The organism is Salegentibacter echinorum (assembly GCF_900129445.1).
GTDB classification, from domain to species: Bacteria; Bacteroidota; Bacteroidia; order Flavobacteriales; family Flavobacteriaceae; genus Salegentibacter; species Salegentibacter echinorum.
The window spans coordinates 308,712-335,020 of the sequence record NZ_FQVT01000001.1; the positions used below are offsets into that span (position 1 = coordinate 308,712).

Genomic DNA, 26,309 nt, shown 5'->3' on the forward strand with positions numbered 1-26,309 from the left:
TTAATAAAAGTACAAGATTTATGCCAAATCACTGGAATGAGTAAAAAACTGACTAAGAGAAGCGAAGATTATTCAAAATGGTATAATGAGTTGGTAGTAAAGGCCGATTTGGCCGAGAATTCTGCAGTACGTGGCTGTATGGTCATCAAGCCATACGGGTTCGCAATTTGGGAAAAGATGCAAGCCCAATTGGATAAAATGTTTAAAGATTCTGGTCACGAAAATGCTTATTTTCCTTTGTTTGTGCCCAAACATCTTTTTGAAGCTGAAGAGAAAAATGCCGAAGGTTTTGCTAAAGAATGCGCCGTGGTAACGCATTACCGTCTTAAAACCAATCCTGAAGATAAATCAAAACTAATTGTAGATCCTGAAGCTAAACTGGAAGAAGAGCTCGTAGTGCGTCCAACCTCTGAAGCGGTGATTTGGAATACCTATAAAAACTGGATTCAGTCTTACCGCGACCTGCCTATAAAAATCAACCAATGGGCCAATGTGGTGCGCTGGGAAATGCGAACCCGTTTGTTTTTAAGAACTTCAGAATTTCTGTGGCAGGAGGGGCATACCGCTCACGCCACTAAAAAGGAGGCCGTAAAGGAGACAGAATTAATGAATAATATCTATGCAGATTTTGCCGAGAATTTTATGGGAATGCCGGTGATTAAAGGAACAAAAACCGAAAGTGAGCGTTTTGCCGGGGCGGTAGAAACTTTATGTATTGAAGCGATGATGCAAGATGGAAAAGCCCTGCAGGCCGGGACCTCTCACTTTTTAGGTCAAAATTTCGCTAAAGCTTTTGATGTGAAATTTACTTCTAGCGAAGGAAAGCTGGAAAACGTTTGGGCGAGTTCCTGGGGAGTTTCTACCCGTTTAATCGGCGCCTTAATTATGACGCATAGTGATGATAATGGTTTAGTATTGCCTCCTAATTTAGCTCCTACGCAGGTAGTAATCGTGCCAATATATAAAGGAGAGGAACAGCTAGAACAAATATCTAAGGTGGCTAATAAATTAGCAGCCGATTTAAGAGAAGCAGGGATTTCTGTAAAATATGACGATAGGGATACCCAGAAACCCGGCTGGAAATTTGCGCAATATGAATTACAGGGAGTTCCAGTTAGATTGGCAATTGGTCCTAAAGACCTGGAGAAGGGGAGCGTGGAGCTTGCAAGAAGAGATACCCTTACAAAGGAATTCGTGGATCAAACAGCCGTGGTGAAAAAAGTGAAAGCGCTAATGGTAGAAATTCAGGAGGCTTTATTTGAAAAAGCGCTTAATTTTAGAAATGAACACATCACAGAAGTAGATGACTTCAAAGAATTTAAAAAAGTTTTAAAATCTAAAGGTGGATTTATTTCTGCCCATTGGGACGGTACAGCAGAGACCGAAAACCGAATAAAAGAATACACGAAAGCCACAATTCGCTGTATTCCATTTAGTTCCGCAAAAGAAGCGGGGAGCTGTGTACTCACTGGAAAACCATCTGAGCAGCGAGTGCTTTTTGCCCGTGCCTATTAAATTTTAATTTTTTTTGCGGAAGACTTGTGGCATTCAAAAAAAGTTGTATTTTTGCATCCGCATTTAAGAAATAATGGTCCGTTCGTCTAGGGGTTAGGACGCCAGGTTTTCATCCTGGTAACAGGGGTTCGATTCCCCTACGGACTACAAGAAACACAAATTATATTATTGTGTTAAAAAAAAGTCCCGAAAGGGCAATTTGAAATAAATTAATGGTCCGTTCGTCTAGGGGTTAGGACGCCAGGTTTTCATCCTGGTAACAGGGGTTCGATTCCCCTACGGACTACTTTTAAAAAATAATTAAAGTAAATTTGTAATGGCAAATCACAAATCGGCATTGAAGAGAATTCGTAGCAATGAGACTAAGCGTCTAAGAAATCGCTACCAGCATAGAACTACCAGAAATGCAATTCGAAAATTGAAAGAATCTGAGAAGAAAGAAGCTGAAGCTATGTTGCCTTCTGTGGTTTCTATGGTAGATAAGCTTGCAAAGAAAAATATTATACACGAAAATAAAGCTGCGAACCTTAAATCGCAACTTGCAACGCACGTTGCTGCGCTCTAAGAAGTATTACAGTGTTCAATTATAAAAAAATGCCTTCTGATTTTTCAGAAGGCATTTTTTATTACCAGTTACTTTTATTTTTTCCAATCAATAAAATCACCGATTTCTTAAAAAACCGAAACCCCGGTTAAACTGGTAAGTCTTTTTAAAGCTTTCATCCCCAAACTAGAATTTCCCTGTTCATTTAAAATTGGACTCCAAACAGCCACCGAATACTGTTCTGGATGAATAGCGACGATACCACCACCAACACCACTTTTTCCCGGTAAACCTACTTCAAAACTAAATTCCCCCGCTTCGTCATAAAAACCGCAGGTTTGCATTAAAGAATTTATACGTTTTACCGTGACTGGTGTTAAAACCTGTTCCTCTGTGCCCAAAATTTTTCCTTTGTTAGCATACAGCATAAAAGCCTGTGCTAATTGTTTACAAGACATGGCAAGAGAGCAAAGGTGAAAGTAAAAATCTACCACCGGTTCTACATCACATTTAATGTTTCCTAAAGCTTTCATATAATTTACCAAAGCAATATTTCTGTATCCAGTTTCTTTTTCGGAAGCTGTAATTTTAGGATCAAAATTTATACTGTTATCCTGCGTTATTTTTCGTACAAAATCCAGTAATTCCTGTTCGGGGTTTTCCAGTTGATCTACCAAAATATCGGCAATAATTAAAGCTCCCGCGTTTATGAAAGGATTCCGCGGAATTCCATTTTCATACTCCAACTGGCTTAGCGAATTAAAAGCGTCTCCCGATGGTTCTACATCTACCCGGTCCCAAAGATCTTCTCCCATAATACGCATAGCCATAGAAAGACTAAACACCTTTGCAATACTCTGCACCGAGAAAAGTTCATCACTATCCCCAAAAGAAAAATGTTGATTATCCCCGCAAAAAACATGCATCCCAAATTTCCTGGGATCTATTTTTGCCAGTTCGGGAATGTAAGAGGCTACTTTACCAGATACATCCCTGTAACTTAATTCTTCGTCTATGGTGTTTAATATTTTTTGGTAATCCATAAATAGCTATGCTTTTTTCAACTTGTAAAATGTAAAGGTTTCATCTTTATTTTCTAAGCCTAAGTTTTTAATTTTAAGCTTCTGCTAATTCGTTTAGTTCACTTCCGGTTTCTATTTCGAAAGGTACTTTTTCTAGCTTAAAAATACGGGCGCTTAGTTCCCCTTTTAACGCAATTTTATTATTTTCTACCAGTAACCAGCTGCCTTCCCGCAAACCAACTACCGGCTGGGTATTAATTTTATGAAATTCTTTAATCCTGGTTTCCCGGGTTTCTCCTTTGTGGGTAGAGTTTTTATCGGGGTCTAAATAATGCGGATTAATATTAAAAGGTACTATTCCCAGTGTTTTAAAACTTGGCGGATAAACTATTGGCATGTCATTGGTCGTCTGCATCGTGAGCCCGGCTATATTGGTCCCTGCACTGGTTCCCATATAAGGAACGCCGTTTTTAACTGCTTGCTGTAAACCGGCCATTAGTTTATTCCTGTATAATTCTGAAACCAATAAAAACGTATTACCGCCACCGGTAAAAATACCTTTAGCCGATGCTATTGCTGTCTGCATATCCTTAAATTCGTGTAGTCCGCGTAACTTTATTCCTGCTTTCTTAAAAGCCACGGCTGCTTTTTCGGTATATTCATCGTGAGTAATACCTCCGGGCCGGGCAAAGGGTATAAAAATAACTTCTTTACTATCTTTAAAAAAGGACTTGATTTCTGGTAATAAATATTCCAAATAATCCTGCTCGTGTAAAGTTGAGGTGCTTGCTAATAATGCTCTTTTCATCTTCAATTTTTAAAAAGAATTAAACTTACTTTTAAATAATTATAAATTTTACAGGCATAAAATTACCTTAAATTGGGGTTTTAACAAAAGTTTACAAGCCACTTGTGGCGCTAAGATGCTTAAGAATCCTTAATTTGATCATAGAAAACTAGAGTTATGTATAAAAAAATACTTTTTATCACTTTATTACTATTCGGAACAATTTTAATAGCCCAGGAAAAAGAAAGAATTTTGGTGCAGGGGAAAATTATTGCCCCGGAAGGTGAATCACCAGAAGGTATGACTGTTTTTAATAAAAATACCGGTAATGGAACAATCTCCAACCAGGCTGGGGAGTTTAAGCTTAGAGTGGCCCTTGGTGACAGTATTACTTTTTCAGCTTTACAATTTCAGAAATTTAATGTAGCGGTGGAAGAGGGCGTGATAAATTCTGGTGAAATGAATGTGTTTTTAAGAGAGAGCGTAAATGAATTGCCCGAGGTGCGGTTATCTTCCAATCAACTATCTGGAGACATCAATGTAGATGTGCCAAAGATTGAAGTTGCAGATCCCGAGGTGCCGCGTTACTCTGCCGCCCAACTTAAAGCAATGGGGGTAAATGTTACACCAGATGCCCTTAGCGGCCCCGATAAAAATGCCGCCTTTGCCAGTAGCCAAACCAGGTTGGTAAACGGACTTAATTTTGTGAATATTTTTAAGCTTCTCGCGGGTGCCGAGATAGAAAACAATCCTTTCACCCAGAAGGAATTAGATGAAAAACTGCGGGCTATTTACGATGATGATTTCTTTAGGTCTAACCTGGATATTGATCGAGATAATATAAATGACTTTATTTATTACCTCACAGACCACGGACTGGATAAAAAAATGCTGGCTGATGGAAAGGAATTAGAGCTCATTGAATTTCTAATTGAAAAAAGTGAAGATTATAAAGCATTACAACCCCAGGATTAAAATTAAGAAAATGAAACACCTATTACTTCTATTTTGTTTGTTCGCCGGGATTTCTGCCAGTAGCCAGGAAAAGCAACAGCTAAGCGGAAAAATTGAAGCCGAGAATATTGAAGCTCCTATTCATATTATTAATGTGACCCAAAAAAAAGGTGGAGTTAGTGATAAAAATGGGAACTTTAAAATAGAAGTTTCTAAAGGTGATGAATTATTAATTTCATCGGTACAGTTTCAACGCAAAGAGTTAAAGATCACCGATAAAGTTCTTAAGGCTGGAATCTTAAACATAAAATTATTACCGGCAATTACAGAATTAGACCAGGTAAACCTTCACGAATTGACCGGAAATTTAAAGGCTGATATTGCAAATATTGATGTTGTGGATATGCCAATTATCAAAGTCCCTCCGCCAATTGGACCTTCCAGGCCCAGGGGGACGCCAAATGCGGCATTTAATGAAAATCAACCAAGTGCTCCAGCGGGAGGTAATATCTTAGGTTTAGTAGGGGCAATCATTGGGAATTCTAATTTTGGTTCCTTAACTAAGGCACCGAACAAAAAACCAACCCAGTGGGAAAAAGTAAATAAGCTTCGCAGTAGATTTGACGATTATTTTTTTACAAATCATCTAAATATTGAGTCTTCACATATCATGAATTTTCTTTCCTATGTTTTTGAAAATGGTTTGAGGGATAGCTTATTGAAAGAAGAAAATGCCTTAAAACTTATTGCATTTTTGGAAATGAAAAGTAAAGCTTATCTAAAATTTATTGAGGAATAGCAATTTTAGGGTATGTCCAAACTAGTATTATAGATGAGAAAATCCTTTACAGTTGTTTTCCTGCTGCTTTCTATACCTTATCTACACGGCCAGGAACGGGTTGCAATTAAGGGAGAAATAATTACCGATTCTATTGTAGCCCCAATTCATATTATAAATATTACTGCTGAAAAAGGTAGTTTGAGTAACGCGTCCGGGAAATTTGAGTTGGAGGCTGCCGTGGGGGATACTTTGGTATTCTCTTCAGTGCAATTTCAAAAGAAAGAGATCGCAATAACTGCTGCTCATTTAACCGGAAAACTTCTGGAGATAACATTACATCCCGAATTGAATGAGTTGGACGAGGTGCGGTTACATCAACTCTCTGGGAATTTGGCTAAAGATATTATCTCCATAGTAACTTATGATCCCAGGATTATCGATTTTGCACTTTCCGATAAAAAACCCTTGATTGTGGAAGAACGAAAATTGTTCGCTTTAAGCGATCCAAATGATCCTGTGGGACAGATATATGGTGCTATTTCTGGAGAAAAAAAGCGGCTAAGGAAAGCTATAAAAAGTCATGAATTACGAACCCTGGTTTTAGAAACGAAAAAGCTTTTTCCGCAGGAATTTTTTACAGAAACTTTAAAAATTGAAGCTGCTCGAATTATTGATTTTGTTTATTTCTGCAGTCGCAAAAAACTTTTTAAACAACTTGTGGATAATAAGGAAAACCTGGAATTGATGCGATTTTTTAAAGAAATGGCTTCGGAATATGATGCGTTTTTGAAAAACAAGGTGAAAAATTCAATTCATTAAAATTTTTGGAGTAGTTATTGTTCAAAAACAAGAAAAAATAAATGAGAAAAATAAGTTTTATCCTGGCGAGTTTTTTTCTGCTTTCCGCGTTTAAATCTGGCGCGCATGAATTTTATTTAAGTGTCACAGAAATAGAATACAAAGCAGAGCAAGAGAGTTTGCAGATTATCACCCGGGTATTTATTGACGATTTTCAAAAGGTTTTGAATGAGCGTTATCAGGCAGATCTTCAGCTTTCCGAAGAAGCAGAAAAAGGAGCCGTAAAAGAAAAAATTACTAAATATTTAGCTCAAAAATTAAAAATTAAAATTGGCGGAGAAGATCTTCAATTAAATTATTTAGGGAAGGAGTATGATGCCGACCAGCTTATACTTTATATTGAAGTGGAAAATGTAGCGGCCTTTAATGCCATTGAAGTTAGCAATGGAATTCTTACCGATCTATTTGACGATCAAAAAAATGTGGTGCACGTAAAAGTAAATGATAAAACAAAAAGCCTATTGCTATTGCGTGAGCAACAAACCGATACACTTAGTTTTCCGTAATTTTTAGGGATAAGCTTCAAAAAATTTTTACTTTTAACCCTCTTAAAATAAAATATAGTTGATGTATAGATTAAAACTCTTAAGTTTCGCATTAATGTTGTTTTTTGCAACGGGAATTCAAGCTCAGGAAAATAATGCTGAAGAAAAACCGAAGCAGGAAGGTCACGAAAACAATAACAAGTTTAAACAACTTTACCAACAGTTTGCAACGCCCAACCAGTACCGCACCGGTGCCGGAGCTCCCGGGGAAGCCTATTATCAAAATCAGGCAGACTATAAAATGGATATCGTTTTAGACGATAAAAATACCCGTTTAGATGGAGAAGCCCGGGTTACTTATCACAATAATTCTCCCGATAAACTGGAATACCTTTGGGTACAATTAGACCAGAATATTAGAAAGCAAAATGCCCCGGCTTTAGAAAAAAATCCCGGCGGAATGCGTCCCGTTGCTACTCCACAAAGCTTTGTTCAAGATTATATGAAAGAATCTTTTGACGGCGGATTTAATATTGAATCCTTAAAGCACGATGGGGATAATTTAAGTTATGTGATTAATAAAACTATGCTGCGTATAGATTTAGAAGAACCGTTGGAACCAGGAGAATCTTTTGAATTTGATATGAAATGGTGGTATAAAATTAACAATCACGTATCTGATAGGGCTAGAAGTGGATATGAACAATTCCCAAAAGATGGCAATAATGCTTATGTGATCGCTCAATTTTTTCCAAGAATGGCTGTTTACAATGACGTAGAAGGATGGCAAAATATGCAGTTTTGGGGTGACGGGGAGTTTGCACTTCCTTTTGGCGATTATGAAGTTAATATCACGGTGCCGGCAGACCATATTATGGAGGCTACGGGGAAACTTCAAAATAGGGACGAAGTTTATACCAGAGAAATGATGAAACGCTACAAAAAAGCTCAAAAATCCTTCGATAAACCGGTGGTGATAAGAACCCAGGAAGAAGCTGAAAAAGCAGAGAAATCTTTTTCCAACAAAACAAAAACCTGGAAGTATAAAGCGGAAATGGTTCGGGATTTTGGTTTTTCTACCTCAAGAAAATTCATTTTAGATATGATGGCTACAGATGTTATGGGCAAAAATGTCATGGCTGTTTCGTTGTATCCAAAAGAAGGGAACCCGCTTTGGGAAGAGTGGTCAACCAAAACAGTGGCAACCACTTTACAAAATTATTCAGATCATACTTTTCAATATCCTTATCATAAAGCCGTTTCGGTGCATTCCAAAAATCAGGGGATGGAATATCCTATGATTTGCTGGAATTATGGACGTCCCGATGTTGACGGCTATTATTCTGACAGGACAAAATTTGGGATGATTAGTGTAATTATTCACGAAGTTGGTCATAACTTTTTCCCTATGATTGTGAATAGTGATGAGCGCCAATGGGGCTGGATGGACGAAGGTTTAAATACTTTTACACAGTATCTAACCGAGCAGGAATTTGGAAGAAGATATCCGGAAGCTATAGCTCCTTTAGAGCAATATCCTTCCAGAAGGGGAATTCCCGCTAAGATTGTTCCTTATATGAGGGGTAATCAAAAATACATTGCGCCAATTATGTCCAATCCCGAGAATGTTTACCAGCTGGGGAACAATGCTTATGGCAAACCAGCCACAGCCTTAAATATTTTGAGGGAAACCGTGATGGGACATGAATTGTTTGATCATGCTTATAAAACTTATGCCAAACGATGGATGTTTAAACACCCAACCGCCGAAGATTTCTTTAGAACGATGGAAGATGCATCAGCCGTAGATTTAGACTGGTTTTGGAGAGGCTGGTTCTATACTACAGATAACGTAGATATGGGAATTAAAGAGGTGAAGAAATTGTTCATTACTGACAAGGCAACCAAACAAGGAAAGCAATTCCTGGAACAATATGGTGCAAATCCAGATGAAATTGAAGCTGTTTATGTAGTGGAAGAAGGTAATGAGGAATTCGATGAGAGCCTAAAAGGAAAATCTGTTCTGGAAAACTCTCCCACAATTAAAGAATATGTGATGGATAATTTTTCTGAAGAAGAACGTCGCAAATTAAAAGATCCCAAATATTTCTACCAGGTAACTTTTGAAAAACCGGGAGGGATTCCCATGCCATTAATTGTGGAATTGACCTATGCCGATGGTTCTACAGCGATGAAAAAATATCCCGTACAACTGTGGAGAATGAATGACGAGGTAGCAACCAAAGCCATTGCCAGCAGTAAAGAGATTGTGAAAATGGTGGTAGATCCAAACCTGGAAACGGCAGATGTTGATGTGAGCAACAACACCTGGCCTAAGCAAGAAACCACTAACAAGTTTGAAAAGTTTAAAGAAAGCCTCGGAAATTAAAATAATTTAAGCCGACTTTAACGAGTCGGCTTTTTTTATGCTTAAATTTGTCTCTATATTTGTTTTTGATATGATTGCAATACCGTTTTTTATAAGTGGAGCCGAAATAGCTTTTATTATATTTATTTTAGTAATGGTTTTCGGTGCAGATAAAATTCCAGACATAGCCCGCGGCTTAGGTAAAGGAATGAAAATGTTACGTAATGCCTCTAATGACATAAAGGGAGAAATTCAAAAAAGCGCCGATAAACAAGGCGATATTACCAGGGAGGTAAAAGGTGAAATGGACAAGGTAAAGGAAGATATAGACGAGATTACCGGCTCTATAAAACGTAAATTTTAAAATCAGTTTTAGTACAACGGGTTTATTTATTTTTTTCCAAAAGAATTCAATAATTTAAAATCTATATGTTAGAACAGCTTAAGCACTGGGACCGGGAGTTGTTCGTTTATCTTAATAGCCTGGGAATCGAGGCTTATGATGAGTTTTGGATAGGTGTCACTACCGTCCAAAATTGGATTCCACTTTATATCGCAATAATCTTACTTTATTTTACTGCCTTTTATTGGAAGAAAGCTGTTTTCGCTGGCTTATTTCTTGTAGCCTCAGTACTTTCTACTTTCTTTTTTACTAACATCGTTAAGAACTTTTTTTTGCGCTTACGGCCTAACAATGAGCCTGAATTGGTGGACGTCATAAGAATTTTACAGACCCCTGAAAATTACAGCTTCTTTTCGGGGCATTCGGCGTCTTCTATGGTGGTCGCAACCTTTGTCGTTTTAAGTTTGAAGGAAAAATACCCCTGGATTTGGGTAACTTTTCTTTGGCCTGTGCTGTTTATGCTAAGCAGGATTTATGTAGGCGTTCACTATCCCGGCGATATCATTGTAGGCGCTCTCGTGGGGGTTACCTTTGCGCTTATCTTCTATTGGATTTATCAACGCTCTGGCAAACGCTTTATTTAATTCGGCTTATTGTAAGTCCGTCTCGTATGGGGAGCATCACAGTTTCTATACGGTCATCTTCAGCAAGAATTTTGTTGTATTTTAAAAGCGCTTTGGTGGATGCATCATCCTCTTTAACGGGCTCAACTACCTTACCACTCCATAAAACATTATCGGAAAGTATAACCCCGCCGCTGTTCATTTTGTCGATGATTAAATCGAAATAAACCGGGTAATTCGGTTTATCGGCATCTATAAATACAAGGTCAAACTTTGCATCTATGCCCGGGATAATCTCACGCGCGTCCCCCACGTAAGCTTTAATTTGATTTTTATAATTTGATTGCTGAAAATATTTTTGCTGAAAATCATACAATTCCTCATTGATATCTATCGTATGCAGACTCCCACTTGCAGTTAAACCCTCAGCGAGGCATAAAGCCGAGTAACCGGTGTAAGTGCCAATTTCCAAAATATTTTTTGGGGCAATTATTTTTGAAATGAGGCTTAAAATTCTTCCCTGGTAGCTACCACTCAGCATTCTGGGCTGTAAAACCTTCTGGTTGGTTTCCCGGTTTAACTTTGCTAAAAGTTCTGGCTCTTTAGCAGAATGTTCTAAAATATAATCGTCTATTTTGTCGGGAAGAAAATGCATGGCTTATTTTTTCTTCAAATTTATTGAAATTAATTAAGCTTGAATAATGACCACAGAATTATAACCGGAAGATTATTTTTACCCGGTTTTTGATAAGTGCCGGGTTTTTTGCTACAAAGACGGGAAACCACTGAAACGCATAAAGATATTCTTAGGGTTTTTTCTGAAGTTTTGGCGTATTGGTGGCTCAGGTTGTTTATAAAAATCCATTCGAGTGGTTGTGCCGGAAAAAAATTTTCTGACTATCCGCCAACAGTAATATCGTTTAAAAAAATTATGCTATTCTAAATGCGATGCAATAAGTCTTTGCTATGAGAGATATAGGTCTCGAAAACCTGTGAGGTCTGACTTAATGAGACTTTCCATATTTATATGAATGAAAAGGAATATACAAATATATTTATTTTAGAAATTGTATTTTTACTTGATAATTGAGATTCAAAGACAGGATAGCCCCGGTTATTGACGTAAGAATTGTATATACTTATACTATATTTTTCTGCCGCATTCGGTTTATCTCACTTAAAAAAATAACAACCACACATGACTTTTAAAAATACGCTTGAATTTGCTCAAAAATTAGATGCTGAAGATAAACTTGCCCGGTATAGGGAAGAATTTATTTTTCCGCAGCATAATGGAGAGAATGTTATTTATTTCACCGGAAATTCCCTGGGGCTTCAACCAAAATCTGCAAAGAGATATGTAGATGAGATTATGACAGATTGGGCAAACCTGGCGGTAGAGGGACATTTTTATGCCGAAAAACCCTGGTGGGATTATCATGATAGGTTTGCACAAAAACTGGCAAAAGTTGTTGGAGCCAAACCGGCTGAAGTCACGGTAATGAATACACTTACCGTAAACCTTCACTTGCTTATGGCCTCTTTCTATCGTCCAAAGGGAAAGCGTTATAAAATAATTTGTGAAGAAAAAGCTTTTCCCAGCGACCAGTATATGATCTCGAGTCAGGTGCGCTTTCACGGTTATAAACCCGAAGATGCCATTGTAGAAATTAAAAAGCGTGAAGGAGAACATAATCTTAGAACCGAGGATATTCTTAATAAAATAGAGAAAGTGGGATCAGAATGTGCCCTGGTTTTAATTGGTGGTGTAAATTATTATACGGGACAGGTTTTGGCTATGGAAGAAATCACAAAAGCAGGACATAAAGTCGGTGCTTTTGTAGGGTGGGACCTTGCCCACGCCGCGGGAAATATAGCACTTAAACTTCACGACTGGCAGGTAGATTTTGCTGCCTGGTGTAGCTATAAATATATGAATAGTGGGCCGGGGAATGCTTCGGGGTGTTTTATTAACGAAAAATATCACAATCTAAAAGACATTCCACGTTTTGAAGGATGGTGGGGACATAAAAAAGACGAACGTTTTCTTATGAAACCCGAATTTAAGCCCGAAGCCGGTGCAAATGCCTGGCAAATCTCTAACCCCCCTGTTTTGGCCATGGCGCCTTATTTAGCCTCTTTAGAGTTATTTGCTGAGGTAGGGATGCCCGCACTAATTGAAAAGCGAAATACCATCGTGGCCTATCTGGAATTTATTCTTCAGGAGATTGATAAAGAAGTCCCTGGTACTTTTGAAATTATAACACCTTCCAGGCAGGAGGAACGGGGCACACAACTCTCGGTATTTTTGCACGGCCAGGGCAAAGCACTCTTTGATTATTTAATGAATCACGGGGTTATTACAGATTGGCGGGAACCTAACGTAATTAGGCTGGCACCCGCACCCTTTTATTGTTCTTTTGAGGATATGTATAATTTTGGCCAGATTCTTAAAAAAGGTATTCAGGATAAATCTTAAATCTCAATTTATGAAAATTGTTTTTCTTTTTAGCTTTTTAGTGTCCTCTGCGATTGGATTTTCACAAAATACAGATGCAAAACTTCAGCAACAGCTGGAACAGTTAAGTCAGGATTTTCACGGGGATGTGGGCATTTATGTTAAGCATCTAAAATCTGGGAAAGAAGCTTCACTTAACGCCGATATTATTTTCCCCACTGCAAGTATCGTAAAAGTGCCTATTTTGATAAAAATTTTCGATAAAATTGAAAAAGGCAGCCTGAGTTATAATGACACCTTGGTTTATACTAAAGACAGGGTTTACGGCGGTTCTGGCTTAATGCAGTTCTATAAAGACAGTACTACTACAGATCTTAGAACCTTGGTTGCACTAATGATTAGCTACAGTGATAATGTCACTTCCCTTTGGAACCAGGAACTGGCCGGAGGTGGTAAAGAGGTTAACGAGTTGATGGTAGATTTAGGATTAACACACACCAGGGTTAATTCCCGTACAGAAGGAAGGGAAAAAGACTGGGAAAAATATGGTTGGGGGCAAACCACGCCACGAGAGATGGCCAGCCTTTTGGAAAGAATAAGGGAACGAACGCTAATTAGTGCCACAGCCAGCGACGAAATGTACCGTTTATTGGGAAATTCGTTTTATCAGGATTACGCTTTATCGCAAGTGCCACCTTTTGTACAGGCTGCGGCAAAACAGGGAATGGTCAATAAATCCCGCTCTGAACTTTTTATGGTAAATGCCCCGGGCGGGGATTATGTATGCTATATCGCGACAAAAAACAATAGGGACGATTCCTGGAATTATGATAATGAAGCCTGGCAATTGCATAGGGATATTTCTGCTTTACTCTGGAATCACTTTGAACCAGATTCTAGTTGGGAGCCAACGAAAAATGCCAAAAAGCTGCTGAAAGGATTACGATATTAAATAGTTGAATGTCCTAAAATGAATAATACGACCTTTGATTTAAAAGCCTATTTTAAACGGATTGGATTTACCGGAAAAGCCCGGCCCGATTTAATGACTTTAAAAAGACTTCAATATTTACACGTTATCCATATTCCGTTTGAAAATTTAAATCCGTTGTTAAATATCCCGGTGAAGATAGACATTACCTCACTACAGAAAAAAATGGTTGAAAATGACCGGGGCGGTTATTGTTTTGAACAAAACGGACTTTTTTATCACGTGCTTAAAACGATCGGGTTTCAGGTTACAGCTTTTTCAGGCCGTGTTTTATGGAATAAACCCGATGATGAAATTACCGCGAAATCCCATAAATATTACTGGTAAACCTTAACGATACCACATATTTGTGTGATGTGGGATTTGGCGGGCAATCCCTTAGCGCACCGCTGGAGTTTAAGCTGAATGACATTCAAGAAACCCCACACGAAGATTATAAGATCATTCGTAAAAATGGCTGTTATTTTCTAAAATGCTCTATTAAGAATGAATGGAAAACGATGTATAAGTTTACTTTAAATACATCATACATGGTAGATTATAAAGTAGCTAATTGGTACACTTCTACCCATCCCGATTCCCACTTTAAAAATAAATTAATTGTCGCGCGTGCTGGAGAAGATTGCCGGTATGCATTGGATAATACTCGGTTTACAGTACATCTTGTAAAAGGCGAGAGTAAAGAACGATATTTAGACAGTCCGGAAGAAATTAAAGAAGTACTAAAAAATATTTTTCATCTAAAGCCTCCTCAAACCAGAAAGCTGGAACTTTTTCTTCGGCAATTATATGAAGAAACGAGGCCTAATAATTAAGATTTTAACTTTCTGGAGAATTAGGTTGTTTATTCTGGATTAAAAGGTTTCAGGGTTAATCAATTCTCTTAAAGTCTATTTTATCACCTACTTCAAAGTTCCATTCTTTGGCCAGGCCGGCATTTATTTCTAAAATAAATTGCGCCGGTTTTTCAGAAGGGAGGGAAGTTTCATCTTCGGGTTTTGCGTTTTCCTGCAGGCTTACCGCAGTACTATCTGCTCCAAAGTAAATGATATCTAGCGGAATATAGGTGTTTTTCATAAAGAAAGAGCGCGGTGCAGCTTTATCGTAAATAAACAACATGCCTTGTTCCTCTTCCATGCTATCTCGATACATTAAGCCGGTTTGTCTTTCGTAATTATCATCGGCAATTTCTATATCTAATTTTTTTATGGTGTCGCCAGAAGCTTTTAGCAATGTGGCTTCACCTTCTTTAGTAAAAACAATTTCTTCGGTTTCAATATTTTTTTCCGAAGGATCATCATCTTTACAAGAGGTAAAGAAAGCACAGCCTAGGAAAGCCGATAAAATTAGATATTTGCGAATCATACGGTTCTCGGTTTAGTGGGGCGGTACATAAAGTAGAGCCCTGCGATAATAAAAGGAATACTCAGCCATTGGCCGGTGTTTAAAAACCAGGTTGCGCGTTCATTAACCTGTGGTTCTTTTACAAATTCTATACAGAAACGAACCGTCCATAATAGTACTAAAAACAAGCCAAAGATATAACCTACTTTTTCACGTTTATTGGTTTTCCAATATAAATACCAAAGCAGTAAGAATACCAAAATATAGCAAAAAGATTCATAAAGTTGGGCGGGATGCCGCGGAAAAGTTTCTCCCAGGTTTTCAAAAACAACCCCATAATTAGAATTGGTTGGTTTTCCAATAATTTCAGAATTCAGGAAATTTCCAATTCTAACAAAAACGCCACCACTGGCTACCGGGATTACAATTCTGTCTAAAATCCATAGTACCGGCTTGTCCAATACGCGTTTTTTGTAAAGATACATGGCAGTAATAATACCAATGGCCGCACCGTGACTGGCAAGTCCTCTAAAACCGGTAAATTCAAATTCTGGTTCAAAGCGCACTGGTAAGAATATTTCCAATAAATGATGCTGAAAATAGTCCCAATCATAAAATATAACGTGTCCCAGCCTGGCACCAATTAGAGTCGCCAAAACCACATAAATAAAAAGGGAGTCCAGTTTTTCTATGGAAATTTTTTCCCTTACAAAGATGCTTTTCATGATATACCAGCCCAGTCCGAAGGCTATTAAAAACATCAAACTGTAATAGTGTAGGACAAAGAAACCGAAATCAAAACCTTCTGAAGGGCTCCAGTTAATCGCGTTAAAAAGCATAATTTAAAATTGATTAGAGCCGTAAAGATACATATTTGGCAATATCTGCCTATTATTTCGGTTCCGTTTTTTTAGGCACCGGATCATAACCACTGCCACCCCACGGGTTACAACTAACAATACGCTTTAAGCTAAGCCAGCCTCCTTTAAATAGTCCAAACCTACGCAAAGCTGTTAAACTGTATTGGGAACAGGTAGGTGTGTACCTGCAGGTCGCCGGAGTTAAAGGAGAAATAAAATTGCGATAAAATTTCACTAACCAGATAAATGGAGCAGCAAGAAATTTTGTATGCATAATATTTCTTTTTTAATTCTTAAGTACTGCCCAAAAGCAACCTGTATAGACGCGGTACAAATACGGTTAAAAAGTCCAGCTCAATAAGGCTGCCAACTTAATTTATTTTACCTCTAACCTCTAACCTCGTACTTCTAACTTTAGACCTCTTACTTTTTATTTTATACTAAAAGTAGTTCCTTCTTTTCCATCCTTAAGCTGAATGCCCATTTCCTGCAATTGATCTCTAATCTGGTCACTAAGCGCGAAATCTTTATTATTTCTCGCCTCAGCTCGCAATTTTATCAATAATTCTATGGTTGAAGAAAGCTTTTCTGAGGTGTCATTATCTTCAGAAACTTTATCTAAAAGTCCCAAAACATCAAACATAAAAACCCGCATAGTTTCCTGTAACATCCCTTTGTCTTTAGTAGAAATACTCGCCGATTCTTCTTTAATATTGTTAATCATCTTTACCGCATCAAAGAGTTTAGCAATAAGGATAGGGCTATTAAAATCATCGTTCATCGCATCATAGCAGGATTGCTTCCAGCTTGCAATATCAAGGCTTGATTTTTTGGAAGTCGGTAAGTCTTCTAATGCGTGATAGGCATCCATCAATCGGTTAAAACCTTTTTCACTGGCTTTTAAAGCTTCATCAGAAAAATCTAAAATACTGCGATAATTTGCTTGCAGCATAAAAAACCGGGTGACATTGGGGGAAAACGGTTTATCCAGCACATCATTATTTCCGGAGAAAATTTCTTCAGGAAGAATATTGTTTCCGGTACTTTTGGCCATTTTTTTACCGTTTAAGGTAAGCATATTGGCGTGCAGCCAGTAATTCACCGGGCTTTTTCCGGTTGCTGCTTCTCCCTGTGCAATCTCGCATTCGTGATGCGGAAATTTAAGGTCCATTCCGCCGCCGTGAATATCAAATTCCTCCCCCAAATATTTGGTGCTCATTACAGTACATTCCAGGTGCCAGCCGGGGAAGCCATCGCTCCAGGGAGAAGGCCAGCGCATGATATGCTGGGGTTCGGCTTTTTTCCAGAGGGCAAAATCCTGCGGATTTTTCTTATCGCTTTGTGCCGCTAATTCACGGGTATTAGCAATCATATTTTCCAGGTCCCGACCACTTAATTTGCCGTAATGATAACTTTTATTAAACTTTTTAACATCAAAATAAACCGAGCCATTTACTTCATAAGCAAAACCTTTTTCAATAATAGTTTTTATTATCTCAATTTGCTCTACAATATGCCCGGTTGCTGTAGGTTCAATGCTGGGTGGTAAATTATTGAATTTCTCCAGGATATTGTGAAAATCTATGGTATAGCGCTGCACTACTTCCATAGGTTCAATTTGCTCTAAGCGGGCTCTCTTAGCGATTCTGTCTTCCCCGCTATCGGCATCATTTTCCAGGTGACCGGCATCGGTTATATTTCTAACGTATCTTACTTTATACCCTAAATGTTTTAGGTAGCGAAAAACCAGATCGAAAGAAATAAATGTACGGCAGTTACCTAAATGAACATTGCTGTAAACAGTGGGGCCGCATACATACATGCCAACGTTTCCTTCATTTATTGGCTTAAAAATCTCTTTTTCGCCGCTCATCGAGTTATAAATCTTTAAGCTTTGTTCCTGGTAAAGCGCCATAGATAGTTGGTTATAAAATTTAAAAAAGAAGGTTTAAAAAGTGGTGTCCAGTTTTATATAATCAAGGAATTCCCGTTTTACAGACTGTTCTTTAAAAGCACCGCCAAATTCGCTGGTTACGGTGCTGCTGTCTATATCCCTAATGCCGCGGCTGTTTACACAAAGGTGTTTAGCATCTACCACACAGGCAACATCTGGTGTTCCCAGTGCTTTTTGCAGTTCCTGCACAATTTGCATGGTCATACGTTCCTGTACCTGTGGTCTTTTAGCAAAATAATCTACAATTCTATTCATTTTAGATAGTCCAATCACCCGGCCTTTAGAAATATAAGCTACGTGTGCTTTACCCACAATAGGAAGCAAATGATGCTCACAGGTAGAATAAACAGTAATGTTTTTTTCTACCAGCATCTCACCATACTTGTAGTTATTATCAAAAGTGGAAGCTACCGGTTTTTTTTCCGGATCGAGGCCGGCAAAAATCTCATTTACAAACATTTTTGCCACTCGTTGTGGAGTGCCTTTTAGGCTATCATCTGTAAGATCAAGCCCCAGGGTTTCCATAATACGTTTAACATCTTTATTGATAAGCGCTACTTTTTCAATATCACTTAGTTCAAAAGCATCTTCGCGAATAGGATTCTTTGCACTTCCCCCTGCGTGTGCGTCTCCCTGCTCATCAATATCGTTCAAAATCTTGTCTATTTTCATTCCGTTTTTACACTAATAGTCGTAAATCGATTGTTAGGCTTGCAAAGATACATATTTAAAAAGTTTTTATGTAATGACAAAAGACCGAGTTTAGTTATTACCTTATAATTGGTGGCATTCTAACCGGGACAACAGTAATATATGAGTAGAGAAGAAAGAACTGAGTTTAGTGCTGAATTTATAATTAAAAGGTGAAGGTTTCAGATTCGAAGTTCAAACAACAATCGAACTCAAAAAATGCAGTTTTCGAAATCCCACTCCAATTAAAAAAACTGACCTGACAACGAGAACCTACAACCGAGCCCCTTTTCTATGCGGCGGGAAGGTCTCCTTCGCCCTTGCGGGGCAACATAGATTTTCCCATTAAATATTTATCTACATGATAAGCTGCTTCCCGACCTTCGGAAATTGCCCACACAATTAGAGATTGTCCGCGTCGCATGTCGCCGGCAGTAAAAATATTGGGGATATTGGTTTGGTAATTTCTTTCTCCTTTAATGTTGGTTCGGCTGTCAAGTTCTAGGCCCAATTGTTCGCTAAGGGTTTTTTCGGGACCGGTAAAGCCTAAAGCCAGTAATACCATTTCGCAAGGCCATTCTTTTTCAGAGCCGTCTACCTCTCTTAATTGTGGTCTTCCATTCTTCCCTTTTACCCATTCTATATTCACGGTTTTTAATGCTTTTAAATTCCCCGCTGTATCCCGTATAAATTCTTTGGTATTAATGCTCCAGTTACGCGTCACACCTTCTTCATGCGAAGAAGTGGTTTTTAAGGTGAATGGCCAGTAGGGCCAGGGATTTTCTTTAGTTCTGAACTCGGTAGGCATAGGCATAATTTCAAAATTGGTAACCGATTTCGCTCCATGCCTGTTGGAAGTTCCCACACAATCTGAACCGGTATCCCCGCCGCCAATTACAATCACATTTTTATCTTTTGCCGAAAGTTCTTTGGTTTGTTCTTTAATCCCATCTACAATTTCATTGTTATTCTTTAAAAACGTCATCGCTTGCATAATCCCGGTTCCATTGGCTCCACTTATTGGTAATTTTCTTCCTTTGGTAGCACCGCCGCAGAGCACCACTGCATCGAACTCCTTAAGTTTTTCAGCATCATAATTTTCCCCCACATGTACTCCGGTTTCAAAGGTGATACCTTCTTTTTTCATAAGCGCTACCCGGCGGTCTATCACGTTTTTCTCTAATTTAAAATCGGGAATACCATAACGAAGAAGTCCACCAACTTTTTTATCGCGTTCAAAAATGGTTACTTGGTGTCCTGCCCGGTTAAGTTGCTGTGCTGCTGCGAGTCCGGCGGGACCAGAACCTACCACGGCGGCAGTTTTACCCGTTCTAGATGCTGGTGGTTGTGGGGTAATCCATCCTTCTTTAAATCCTCGTTCTACTATATATTTTTCAATAAGTTCTATGGCTACCGGCGGGTTTGTAATTCCCAGCACGCAAGCCGATTCACAAGGTGCAGGGCATAACCTTCCTGTAAATTCTGGAAAGTTGTTCGTACTGTGTAAAATGTTTAAGGCTTTTTTCCAGTCGTTTTTATACACGGCGTGGTTAAAGTCTGGGATTAAATTTCCCAGAGGACAACCACTATGACAAAACGGAATACCGCAGTCCATACATCTTGCCCCTTGGCTTCTAAGCTCACTGGGGGATTTTTCTTTCGTGAATTCTTTATAATTTTTAACTCTTATTTCAACAGCTTCTGTATTTTCAAGCTTTCGCTCATATTCCATAAAACCTCTTATCTTTCCCATAATTATGCTGTTTTAAGTTCAGTTTGTTCTTGTATCATGCGTTCTTCTTCCATTTTCTGTAAAGCCTTTTTAAATTCTTCAGGCATTACTTTTATGAATTTACCTGAATTTTCTTCCCAGTTTTCCAAAATTTCTTTCGCCAGGTCACTTTCTGTATAATTCAAATGATTTTCAATAAGTTCTTCTAATTCCTTTTTGTTTTCTTCGGAAGGGATTTCCAGTCCAATCATTTCCATATTGAAGTTATTGTGGTCAATACGATTATTGGGATTAAAAATATAGGCGGTTCCACCGCTCATTCCTGCAGCGAAATTTCTTCCTATTTCTCCTAAAATAACAGCGACACCGCCGGTCATGTATTCACAGCCGTGATCTCCAATTCCTTCAATTACCGCTTTTGCTCCAGAGTTTCTTACGCAAAAACGTTCCCCGCCAATCCCGTTGATATAAGCTTCGCCATTGGTTGCACCATATAGGGCTACATTTCCAATAATGATATTTTCATAAGACTTAAAGCTGGCTTCTTTTGGTTTCCGAACGCTTAACGTAGCACCAGAAAGTCCTTTCCCTAAATAATCATTGGTATTTCCGTTAATGCTCATGCGCACCCCTTTGGTAGCAAAGGCGCCAAAGCTTTGGCCGGCAGAACCGGTAAAGTTTAACTGCAGTGTACCTTCAGGTAGCCCTTTTGCCCCGTGAATTTTTGAAATTTCATTACTTAAAATGGCACCCGTTGTCCTGTTTATATTGCTTACAGGGAAATCTAAGCTTTGTTTTTCCTTTCTGTATATTGCCGGATGCGCCTGTTTTAAAATTTCAAAATCCAGTACATTCTCCAAATTGTGGTTTTGGATTTCGGTATTATGCAATGGCATATCCTTATCTATTTTTGGTTTATAGAGAATATTGGAAAGGTCTAATCCCTGCGCCTTATAATGCTCAATGGCACGGTTCATATCCAATTTCTGACTTTGTCCCACCATTTCGTTGATAGTTCTAAAACCAAGATTGGCCATGATTTGACGTAATTCCTGGGCAATGAAATACATGAAATTAATTACATCTTCGGGAGTGCCTTTAAACTTTTTACGCAATTCTGGATCCTGAGTGGCAATCCCAACCGGGCAGGTATTGAGGTGACAGGCACGCATCATAATACAGCCTGAAGCCACCAACGGTGCGGTAGAAAATCCAAATTCTTCGGCACCGAGTAATGCGGCAATCGCTACATCCCGACCCGTTTTTAATTGGCCGTCACATTCTACCACAATTCGACTTCTAAGGTTGTTAATAAGGAGCGTTTGTTGCGCTTCGGCGATTCCCAGTTCCCAGGGAAGGCCGGCGTGTCGCAAAGAGGTGAGGGGAGAAGCTCCTGTCCCGCCATCGTAACCAGAAATGAGTACTACATCGGCTTTGGCTTTTGCCACTCCAGCTGCAATAGTACCCACCCCAACTTTAGAGACCAGTTTCACATTAATTCGAGCCTCGCGATTGGCATTTTTAAGGTCGAAGATTAATTGTGCCAGGTCTTCAATCGAATAAATATCGTGATGCGGTGGTGGTGAAATTAAACCCACATAAGGCGTTGAGTTTCGGGTCCTGGCAATATCGGGGTTAACTTTTGGTCCCGGGAGCTGTCCACCTTCCCCGGGTTTTGCGCCCTGTGCCATTTTAATTTGAATCTCTTTGGCACTGCTTAAATAATCTATGGAAACTCCAAACCTGCCGGAAGCCACCTGTTTTATGGCCGAGTTTCTCCAGTTTCCATCTAAATCTTTATGAAATCGTTGTGGATCTTCGCCTCCTTCTCCCGAGTTGCTTTTTCCCTGCATCCGGTTCATGGCAACTGCGAGATTCTCGTGCGCTTCTTTGCTAATAGAACCAAATGACATGGCACCAGTTTTAAAACGTTTTACAATCTCGGTCCAGGGCTCTACTTCTTCCAGGGGAACAGGGTTTAGATCCCGAAATTTAAACATACCGCGAAGCGTCATTAAACGCTCACTCTGGTTGTTAATGAAGTTTGCGTACTCTTCGTACGCTTTCGTAGAATTTTGCTTTACCGCTTGCTGCAATTTCGCTACGCTTGCGGGGTTAAACATATGTCTTTCCCCGGTCCTTCTCCATCTATAATCCCCTCCAATTTCCAACTCAAGATCGGTGTTTGTTTTTTTGGGAAGAAAAGCATTGTCAAAACGCTTCTGCACTTCTTTTTCAATTTCATATAAACCGATTCCCTCAATTCTTGTTGGCGTATTTGTAAAATATTTTTCCACAAATTTTTGATTTAATCCGAGAATCTCAAAAATTTGGGCGCCGCGATAGGAGTGAAGGGTTGAAATCCCAATTTTATTCATGATTTTTATAATACCTTTTCCAATGGCTACATTAAAGTTCTCTACTGCTACTTCTGGCTCTCTAACTTCAATTTCTTCCTTTTCTACCAGTTTGTAGATAATCTCATTCACCATATATGGGTTAATGGCACTGGCTCCATATCCAAAAAGAAGGGCGAAATGATGAGGTTCCCGTGGTTCGGCAGATTCTACAACAATTCCAAAAGAAGATCTACGGTTGTGCTTTTTAACCCGGTGATGTACAAAAGAACATGCCAGAAGAGAAGGAATAGGTGCCAATTTAGCATTGGCATTTCTATCGGAAAGAATAATTACATTGCATCCTTTATCTACCGCTGCGTTAATCTCTAGTATGATCTCGTCTAAACGGGTTTCCAGCCCATTCAAGCCTTTTTCTGGCTCATACAAAATGCCTATGGAAGCAGTTTTAAAGTCTGGATGTTCTATGTATTTAATCTTATCCAAATCTTCGTTGGAGATTACTGGATTTTGAATGCGCAATTTTTTAGATTGCTCTGGGATGATATCGAATAAATTTCTGTCTTCTCCTATAGACAGACTTATATCTGTAACAATCTCTTCCCGAATCCCGTCTAAAGGCGGATTGGTAACCTGGGCGAATAATTGCTTAAAATAATTAAATAAAAGTTGAGGTTTATCAGACAAAACCGCTAAGGGAATATCTGCACCCATAGAGCCAATAGCTTCTTTTCCCAGAGTAGCCATAGGGCTAATAATAGTGCTGATATCTTCTTGGGTATAACCGAATAATTTTTGACGGGTATTGATGTCAATTTTTTCTACCGGGGTTTTGTTCCCGGTATAAGGCACTTCAGATAACTGAAGTAAATTTTCGTCTAACCATTTTCTATAAGGTCTTTCAGAAATTATCTTTTTCTTTACTTCTTCATCACCAATAATTCTTCCTTCATTCATATCTACCAGGAACATTTTTCCCGGCTCCAGCCTTCCGTGCAGTGCCACGTTTTCTGGTTTGATTTCTAAAACCCCTGTTTCTGAAGACATGATTACATAACCGTCTTTGGTTAAGGTATATCTGGAAGGTCTAAGTCCGTTTCTATCCAATAAGGCTCCAATGTAATTTCCATCGGTAAACGGAATGGAAGCCGGGCCATCCCAGGGTTCCATAATGCAGGCATTATATTCATAAAAGGCTTTTTTTGCATCGGCCATAGAAGGGTTTTTCTCCCAGGCTTCGGGCACCATCATCATAATGGCCTCGGGTAGGGAACGACCGGTTTGTAATAATAGTTCCAACACCATATCCATAGAGGCCGAATCTGATTTTCCTTCGGAAACAATAGGGATAATTTCTTTGAGGTCTTCCCCAAATCTTTCGCTTTCAAAAAGTTCCTCCCTGGCTTTCATTCGACTTAGGTTCCCGCGTAAGGTGTTAATCTCCCCATTGTGGCACATAAATCTAAAAGGTTGTGCCAAATCCCAGGTGGGAAAAGTGTTGGTGGAGAATCTTTGGTGAACTAATGCTAGCCTGGTAACTACATATGGTTCGTTGAGGTCACGATAATAGGTATTGATATCCTGTGGCATCAATAGTCCTTTATAAATAATGGTAGTGGTAGATAAACTGGGCAGGTAGAAGTATTTTGCTTCAGAAAGTTCTGATTTTTCAATTTTATGTTCGGCGATTTTTCTGGCAGCGAATAGTTTCGCATTAAAAATTTTGGCAGAAACATTTTCGTCTTTCCCTATAAAAACCTGTTGCACATATGGTTCAGATAGAGCGGCAATACTTCCAAGACATGCTCTGCTAACGGGTACTTCCCGCCAGCCGATTAAATTGAGGCCCTGTCCAATAATTTCTTCTTCAAGAATGTCTCTGCAAATTTTTTGCTGGTTTTTGGAAGGGGGTAAAAAAACCATTCCTACTGCATAATCCTTGAAATTGGGGAGTTTAAAATTACACGATTTTTTGAAAAAATCGTGGGGAATCTCAATTAGGATTCCGGCACCATCTCCGGTTTTTCCATCTGCACTTACTGCACCCCGGTGTTCCAACCGAATGAGAATGTCCAGAGCTTTATGAATTATATCATTACTTCTTTTACCCTTTAGGTTACAAATAAAACCAGCCCCGCAATTATCATGCTCAAATTCGGGTGAATAGAGCCCCTGCTTTTTTAATTTCATGTTCTTCCTTCCTTAAATTTTCTACTCAAAACTAGTTAAACAGATAAATTTTATGAAGTGAAATATCATTTAATTTGAAATAAATTCAATAAAAATAAATAAAAGGTTTAAAAATGATAATCGAATAATTAGAAGCCTTTTTGATTATTAGATTTATAAAATTCGTTTTCAGCCTGAGAATAAAAAAAGTCCGGTTTTCTCGAAAACCGGACTTATAAAAGTTAAAAGGAATAACTAAAAAATTACATTAGGGCAGTTATTTTTTTAAAATTCCCCTGGAAATAACAATCTTTTGTATCTCTGAAGTGCCTTCGTAGATCTGTGTAATTTTCGCATCCCGCATTAAACGTTCTACGTGATACTCTTTTACATAGCCATTGCCACCGTGAACCTGTACCGCTTCGGTAGTGACATCCATAGCGGTTTTGGATGCAAAATCCTTGGCCATAGCGCCAGAGAGGTCATAATTCTCTTTTTGATCTTTATCCCAGGCCGCTTTCATAATTAAATGTCTGGAAGCCTGGATAGAGGTGTACATATCTGCCAGTTTAAAAGCAATCGCCTGGTGGTTGCAAATCTCGGTGCCAAAAGCTTTTCGCTGTTTAGAATAATCTAAAGCCAACTCATAAGCGCCAGATGCTATCCCTAAAGCCTGGGCTGCAATGCCAATTCTTCCGCCAGAAAGTGTTTTCATAGCGAATTTAAATCCGAAACCATCTTCTCCAATTCTATTTTCTTTGGGAACTTTTACATCATTAAAGTTTAAGGAATGCGTATCGCTACCACGAATACCCATTTTATCTTCTTTAGGACCAATTTCAAAACCTTCCCAGGTTTTTTCTACTATAAAAGCATTAATACCCTTGTGTTTCTTATCCCTATCGGTTTGGGCAATTACCAAAAAATAATCGGCAGAATTACCGTTGGTAATCCAGTTTTTAGTGCCGTTAAGTAAATAATGATCTCCTTTATCTATCGCTGTAGTGCGTTGTGAAGTTGCATCACTGCCGGCTTCCGGTTCAGAAAGACAAAAAGCGCCTAATTTTTCACCGGTAGTCAATTTAGAAAGGTATTTTTTCTTTTGTTCTTCGTTACCATAAGTGTCAATTCCCCAGCAAACCAAAGAATTATTGACAGACATCACCACAGAGGCTGAGGCATCTATTTTAGAGATTTCTTCCATTGCAAGAATGTAGGAAATTGTGTCCATTCCGCCGCCACCATACTCGGGGGAAGCCATCATGCCCAAAAATCCAAGTTCCCCCATCTTCTTCACCTGTTCTTTTGGGAACTCCTGTTTCTCATCCCGCTCAATCACCCCGGGCAATAATTCATTCTTTGCAAAATCGCGGGCGGCATCGCGAATCATTATATGTTCTTCTGTAAGTTTGAAATCCATATTATTGTTTTAATTTAGGAAAATCTAATTTCGAGCATCAAAGGTAAAGTTTTG

Annotated in this window: 22 protein-coding genes, 2 tRNA genes and 1 pseudogene; 14 read left to right on the plus strand and 11 right to left on the minus strand. The window is 38.8% G+C overall.

Translation table 11 applies throughout. The annotated features are described in order from the left end of the window. Positions 1-36: 36 nt before the first annotated feature. The 4 genes from proS to rpsT all read left to right on the plus strand — a co-directional run bounded on the left by proS (position 37) and on the right by rpsT (position 2,080). Entirely contained in the window at positions 37-1,515 is a 1,479-nt protein-coding gene (proS, locus tag BUA71_RS01465; RefSeq protein ID WP_072875999.1) for a proline--tRNA ligase, read from the plus strand. 75 nt (positions 1,516-1,590) lie between these two features. Then, positions 1,591-1,662: transfer RNA gene (locus tag BUA71_RS01470), tRNA-Glu, on the plus strand. A gap of 67 nt (positions 1,663-1,729) precedes the next feature. Beyond that, positions 1,730-1,801 (plus strand) — tRNA-Glu (locus BUA71_RS01475). A gap of 30 nt (positions 1,802-1,831) precedes the next feature. Further along, positions 1,832-2,080 (plus strand): 30S ribosomal protein S20, encoded by a 249-nt coding sequence (gene rpsT, locus BUA71_RS01480; protein WP_072876001.1) that lies wholly within the window; start codon positions 1,832-1,834, stop codon positions 2,078-2,080. A 107-nt stretch (positions 2,081-2,187) separates the two neighbouring features. Here the strand turns inward: rpsT and BUA71_RS01485 are convergent, their stop codons facing one another. Beyond that, a complete protein-coding gene (locus BUA71_RS01485) occupies positions 2,188-3,102 on the minus strand; it encodes a glutaminase (RefSeq protein WP_072876002.1) in 915 nt (304 codons plus the stop codon). Between the two features lie 73 nt (positions 3,103-3,175). Continuing rightward, positions 3,176-3,889, minus strand: coding sequence for a dipeptidase PepE (gene pepE, locus BUA71_RS01490; RefSeq protein WP_072876004.1), 714 nt, complete (start codon positions 3,887-3,889; stop codon positions 3,176-3,178). Between the two features lie 156 nt (positions 3,890-4,045). Between pepE and BUA71_RS01495 the strand changes: the two genes are divergently transcribed. The 7 genes from BUA71_RS01495 to BUA71_RS01525 all read left to right on the plus strand — a co-directional run bounded on the left by BUA71_RS01495 (position 4,046) and on the right by BUA71_RS01525 (position 10,301). Continuing rightward, positions 4,046-4,843 (plus strand): carboxypeptidase-like regulatory domain-containing protein, encoded by a 798-nt coding sequence (locus BUA71_RS01495; RefSeq protein WP_072876006.1) that lies wholly within the window; start codon positions 4,046-4,048, stop codon positions 4,841-4,843. 10 nt (positions 4,844-4,853) lie between these two features. Next, the gene (locus tag BUA71_RS01500) at positions 4,854-5,621 is read left to right on the plus strand and encodes a carboxypeptidase-like regulatory domain-containing protein (RefSeq protein ID WP_072876008.1); all 768 of its coding nucleotides are present in this window, start codon (positions 4,854-4,856) and stop codon (positions 5,619-5,621) included. A 33-nt stretch (positions 5,622-5,654) separates the two neighbouring features. Further along, positions 5,655-6,422 carry a carboxypeptidase-like regulatory domain-containing protein gene (locus BUA71_RS01505; protein ID WP_072876010.1) on the plus strand — a complete coding sequence of 256 codons (768 nt, stop codon included), beginning with the start codon at positions 5,655-5,657 and terminating at the stop codon, positions 6,420-6,422. A gap of 41 nt (positions 6,423-6,463) precedes the next feature. Then, positions 6,464-6,967, plus strand: coding sequence for a DUF6702 family protein (locus tag BUA71_RS01510; RefSeq protein ID WP_072876012.1), 504 nt, complete (start codon positions 6,464-6,466; stop codon positions 6,965-6,967). 61 nt (positions 6,968-7,028) lie between these two features. After that, complete coding sequence (locus BUA71_RS01515) at positions 7,029-9,335, plus strand: M1 family metallopeptidase (protein WP_072876014.1); 2,307 nt, start codon at positions 7,029-7,031, stop codon at positions 9,333-9,335. 70 nt (positions 9,336-9,405) lie between these two features. Beyond that, on the plus strand, positions 9,406-9,678 hold the full coding sequence (locus BUA71_RS01520) for a Sec-independent protein translocase subunit TatA/TatB (protein WP_072876016.1): 273 nt from the start codon (positions 9,406-9,408) through the stop codon (positions 9,676-9,678). 65 nt (positions 9,679-9,743) lie between these two features. After that, complete coding sequence (locus BUA71_RS01525) at positions 9,744-10,301, plus strand: phosphatase PAP2 family protein (RefSeq protein ID WP_072876018.1); 558 nt, start codon at positions 9,744-9,746, stop codon at positions 10,299-10,301. On the opposite strand, the gene BUA71_RS01530 is transcribed toward BUA71_RS01525, so the two are convergent. Beyond that, positions 10,294-10,935, minus strand: a complete 642-nt coding sequence (locus BUA71_RS01530; RefSeq protein WP_072876020.1) for an O-methyltransferase — start codon at positions 10,933-10,935, stop codon at positions 10,294-10,296. The two genes, BUA71_RS01525 and BUA71_RS01530, sit on opposite strands and share 8 nt — an antisense overlap. 543 nt (positions 10,936-11,478) lie before the next feature. On the opposite strand from BUA71_RS01530, the gene kynU reads away from it, so the two are divergent. The 3 genes and pseudogenes from kynU (at position 11,479) to BUA71_RS17955 (ending at position 14,544) form a co-directional block, all read left to right on the plus strand. Beyond that, positions 11,479-12,759 carry a kynureninase gene (gene kynU, locus BUA71_RS01535; RefSeq protein WP_072876022.1) on the plus strand — a complete coding sequence of 427 codons (1,281 nt, stop codon included), beginning with the start codon at positions 11,479-11,481 and terminating at the stop codon, positions 12,757-12,759. A 10-nt stretch (positions 12,760-12,769) separates the two neighbouring features. Further along, positions 12,770-13,690 (plus strand): serine hydrolase, encoded by a 921-nt coding sequence (locus tag BUA71_RS01540; RefSeq protein ID WP_072876024.1) that lies wholly within the window; start codon positions 12,770-12,772, stop codon positions 13,688-13,690. 93 nt (positions 13,691-13,783) lie between these two features. Then, positions 13,784-14,544, plus strand: a pseudogene (locus BUA71_RS17955) (arylamine N-acetyltransferase family protein). A 55-nt stretch (positions 14,545-14,599) separates the two neighbouring features. On the opposite strand, the gene BUA71_RS01550 reads toward BUA71_RS17955, so the two are convergent. From BUA71_RS01550 to BUA71_RS01585, 8 genes are all read right to left on the minus strand, one after another. Beyond that, the gene (locus BUA71_RS01550) at positions 14,600-15,094 is read right to left on the minus strand and encodes a DUF192 domain-containing protein (protein ID WP_072876026.1); all 495 of its coding nucleotides are present in this window, start codon (positions 15,092-15,094) and stop codon (positions 14,600-14,602) included. Beyond that, positions 15,091-15,912 carry a prolipoprotein diacylglyceryl transferase gene (gene lgt / locus BUA71_RS01555; protein WP_072876028.1) on the minus strand — a complete coding sequence of 274 codons (822 nt, stop codon included), beginning with the start codon at positions 15,910-15,912 and terminating at the stop codon, positions 15,091-15,093. Before lgt ends, BUA71_RS01550 begins: the two co-directional genes overlap by 4 nt. A gap of 52 nt (positions 15,913-15,964) precedes the next feature. After that, entirely contained in the window at positions 15,965-16,207 is a 243-nt protein-coding gene (yidD, locus tag BUA71_RS01560; RefSeq protein ID WP_072876030.1) for a membrane protein insertion efficiency factor YidD, read from the minus strand. Between the two features lie 156 nt (positions 16,208-16,363). Continuing rightward, positions 16,364-17,848, minus strand: a complete 1,485-nt coding sequence (cysS, locus tag BUA71_RS01565; RefSeq protein ID WP_072876032.1) for a cysteine--tRNA ligase — start codon at positions 17,846-17,848, stop codon at positions 16,364-16,366. A gap of 33 nt (positions 17,849-17,881) precedes the next feature. Continuing rightward, positions 17,882-18,559, minus strand: a complete 678-nt coding sequence (gene folE, locus BUA71_RS01570) for a GTP cyclohydrolase I FolE (protein ID WP_175545926.1) — start codon at positions 18,557-18,559, stop codon at positions 17,882-17,884. Between the two features lie 310 nt (positions 18,560-18,869). Further along, the gene (locus tag BUA71_RS01575; protein WP_072876033.1) at positions 18,870-20,330 is read right to left on the minus strand and encodes a glutamate synthase subunit beta; all 1,461 of its coding nucleotides are present in this window, start codon (positions 20,328-20,330) and stop codon (positions 18,870-18,872) included. A gap of 2 nt (positions 20,331-20,332) precedes the next feature. Next, entirely contained in the window at positions 20,333-24,856 is a 4,524-nt protein-coding gene (gene gltB / locus BUA71_RS01580) for a glutamate synthase large subunit (protein WP_072876035.1), read from the minus strand. A gap of 256 nt (positions 24,857-25,112) precedes the next feature. Next, on the minus strand, positions 25,113-26,255 hold the full coding sequence (locus BUA71_RS01585) for an acyl-CoA dehydrogenase (protein ID WP_072876037.1): 1,143 nt from the start codon (positions 26,253-26,255) through the stop codon (positions 25,113-25,115). Positions 26,256-26,309: the final 54 nt, after the last annotated feature.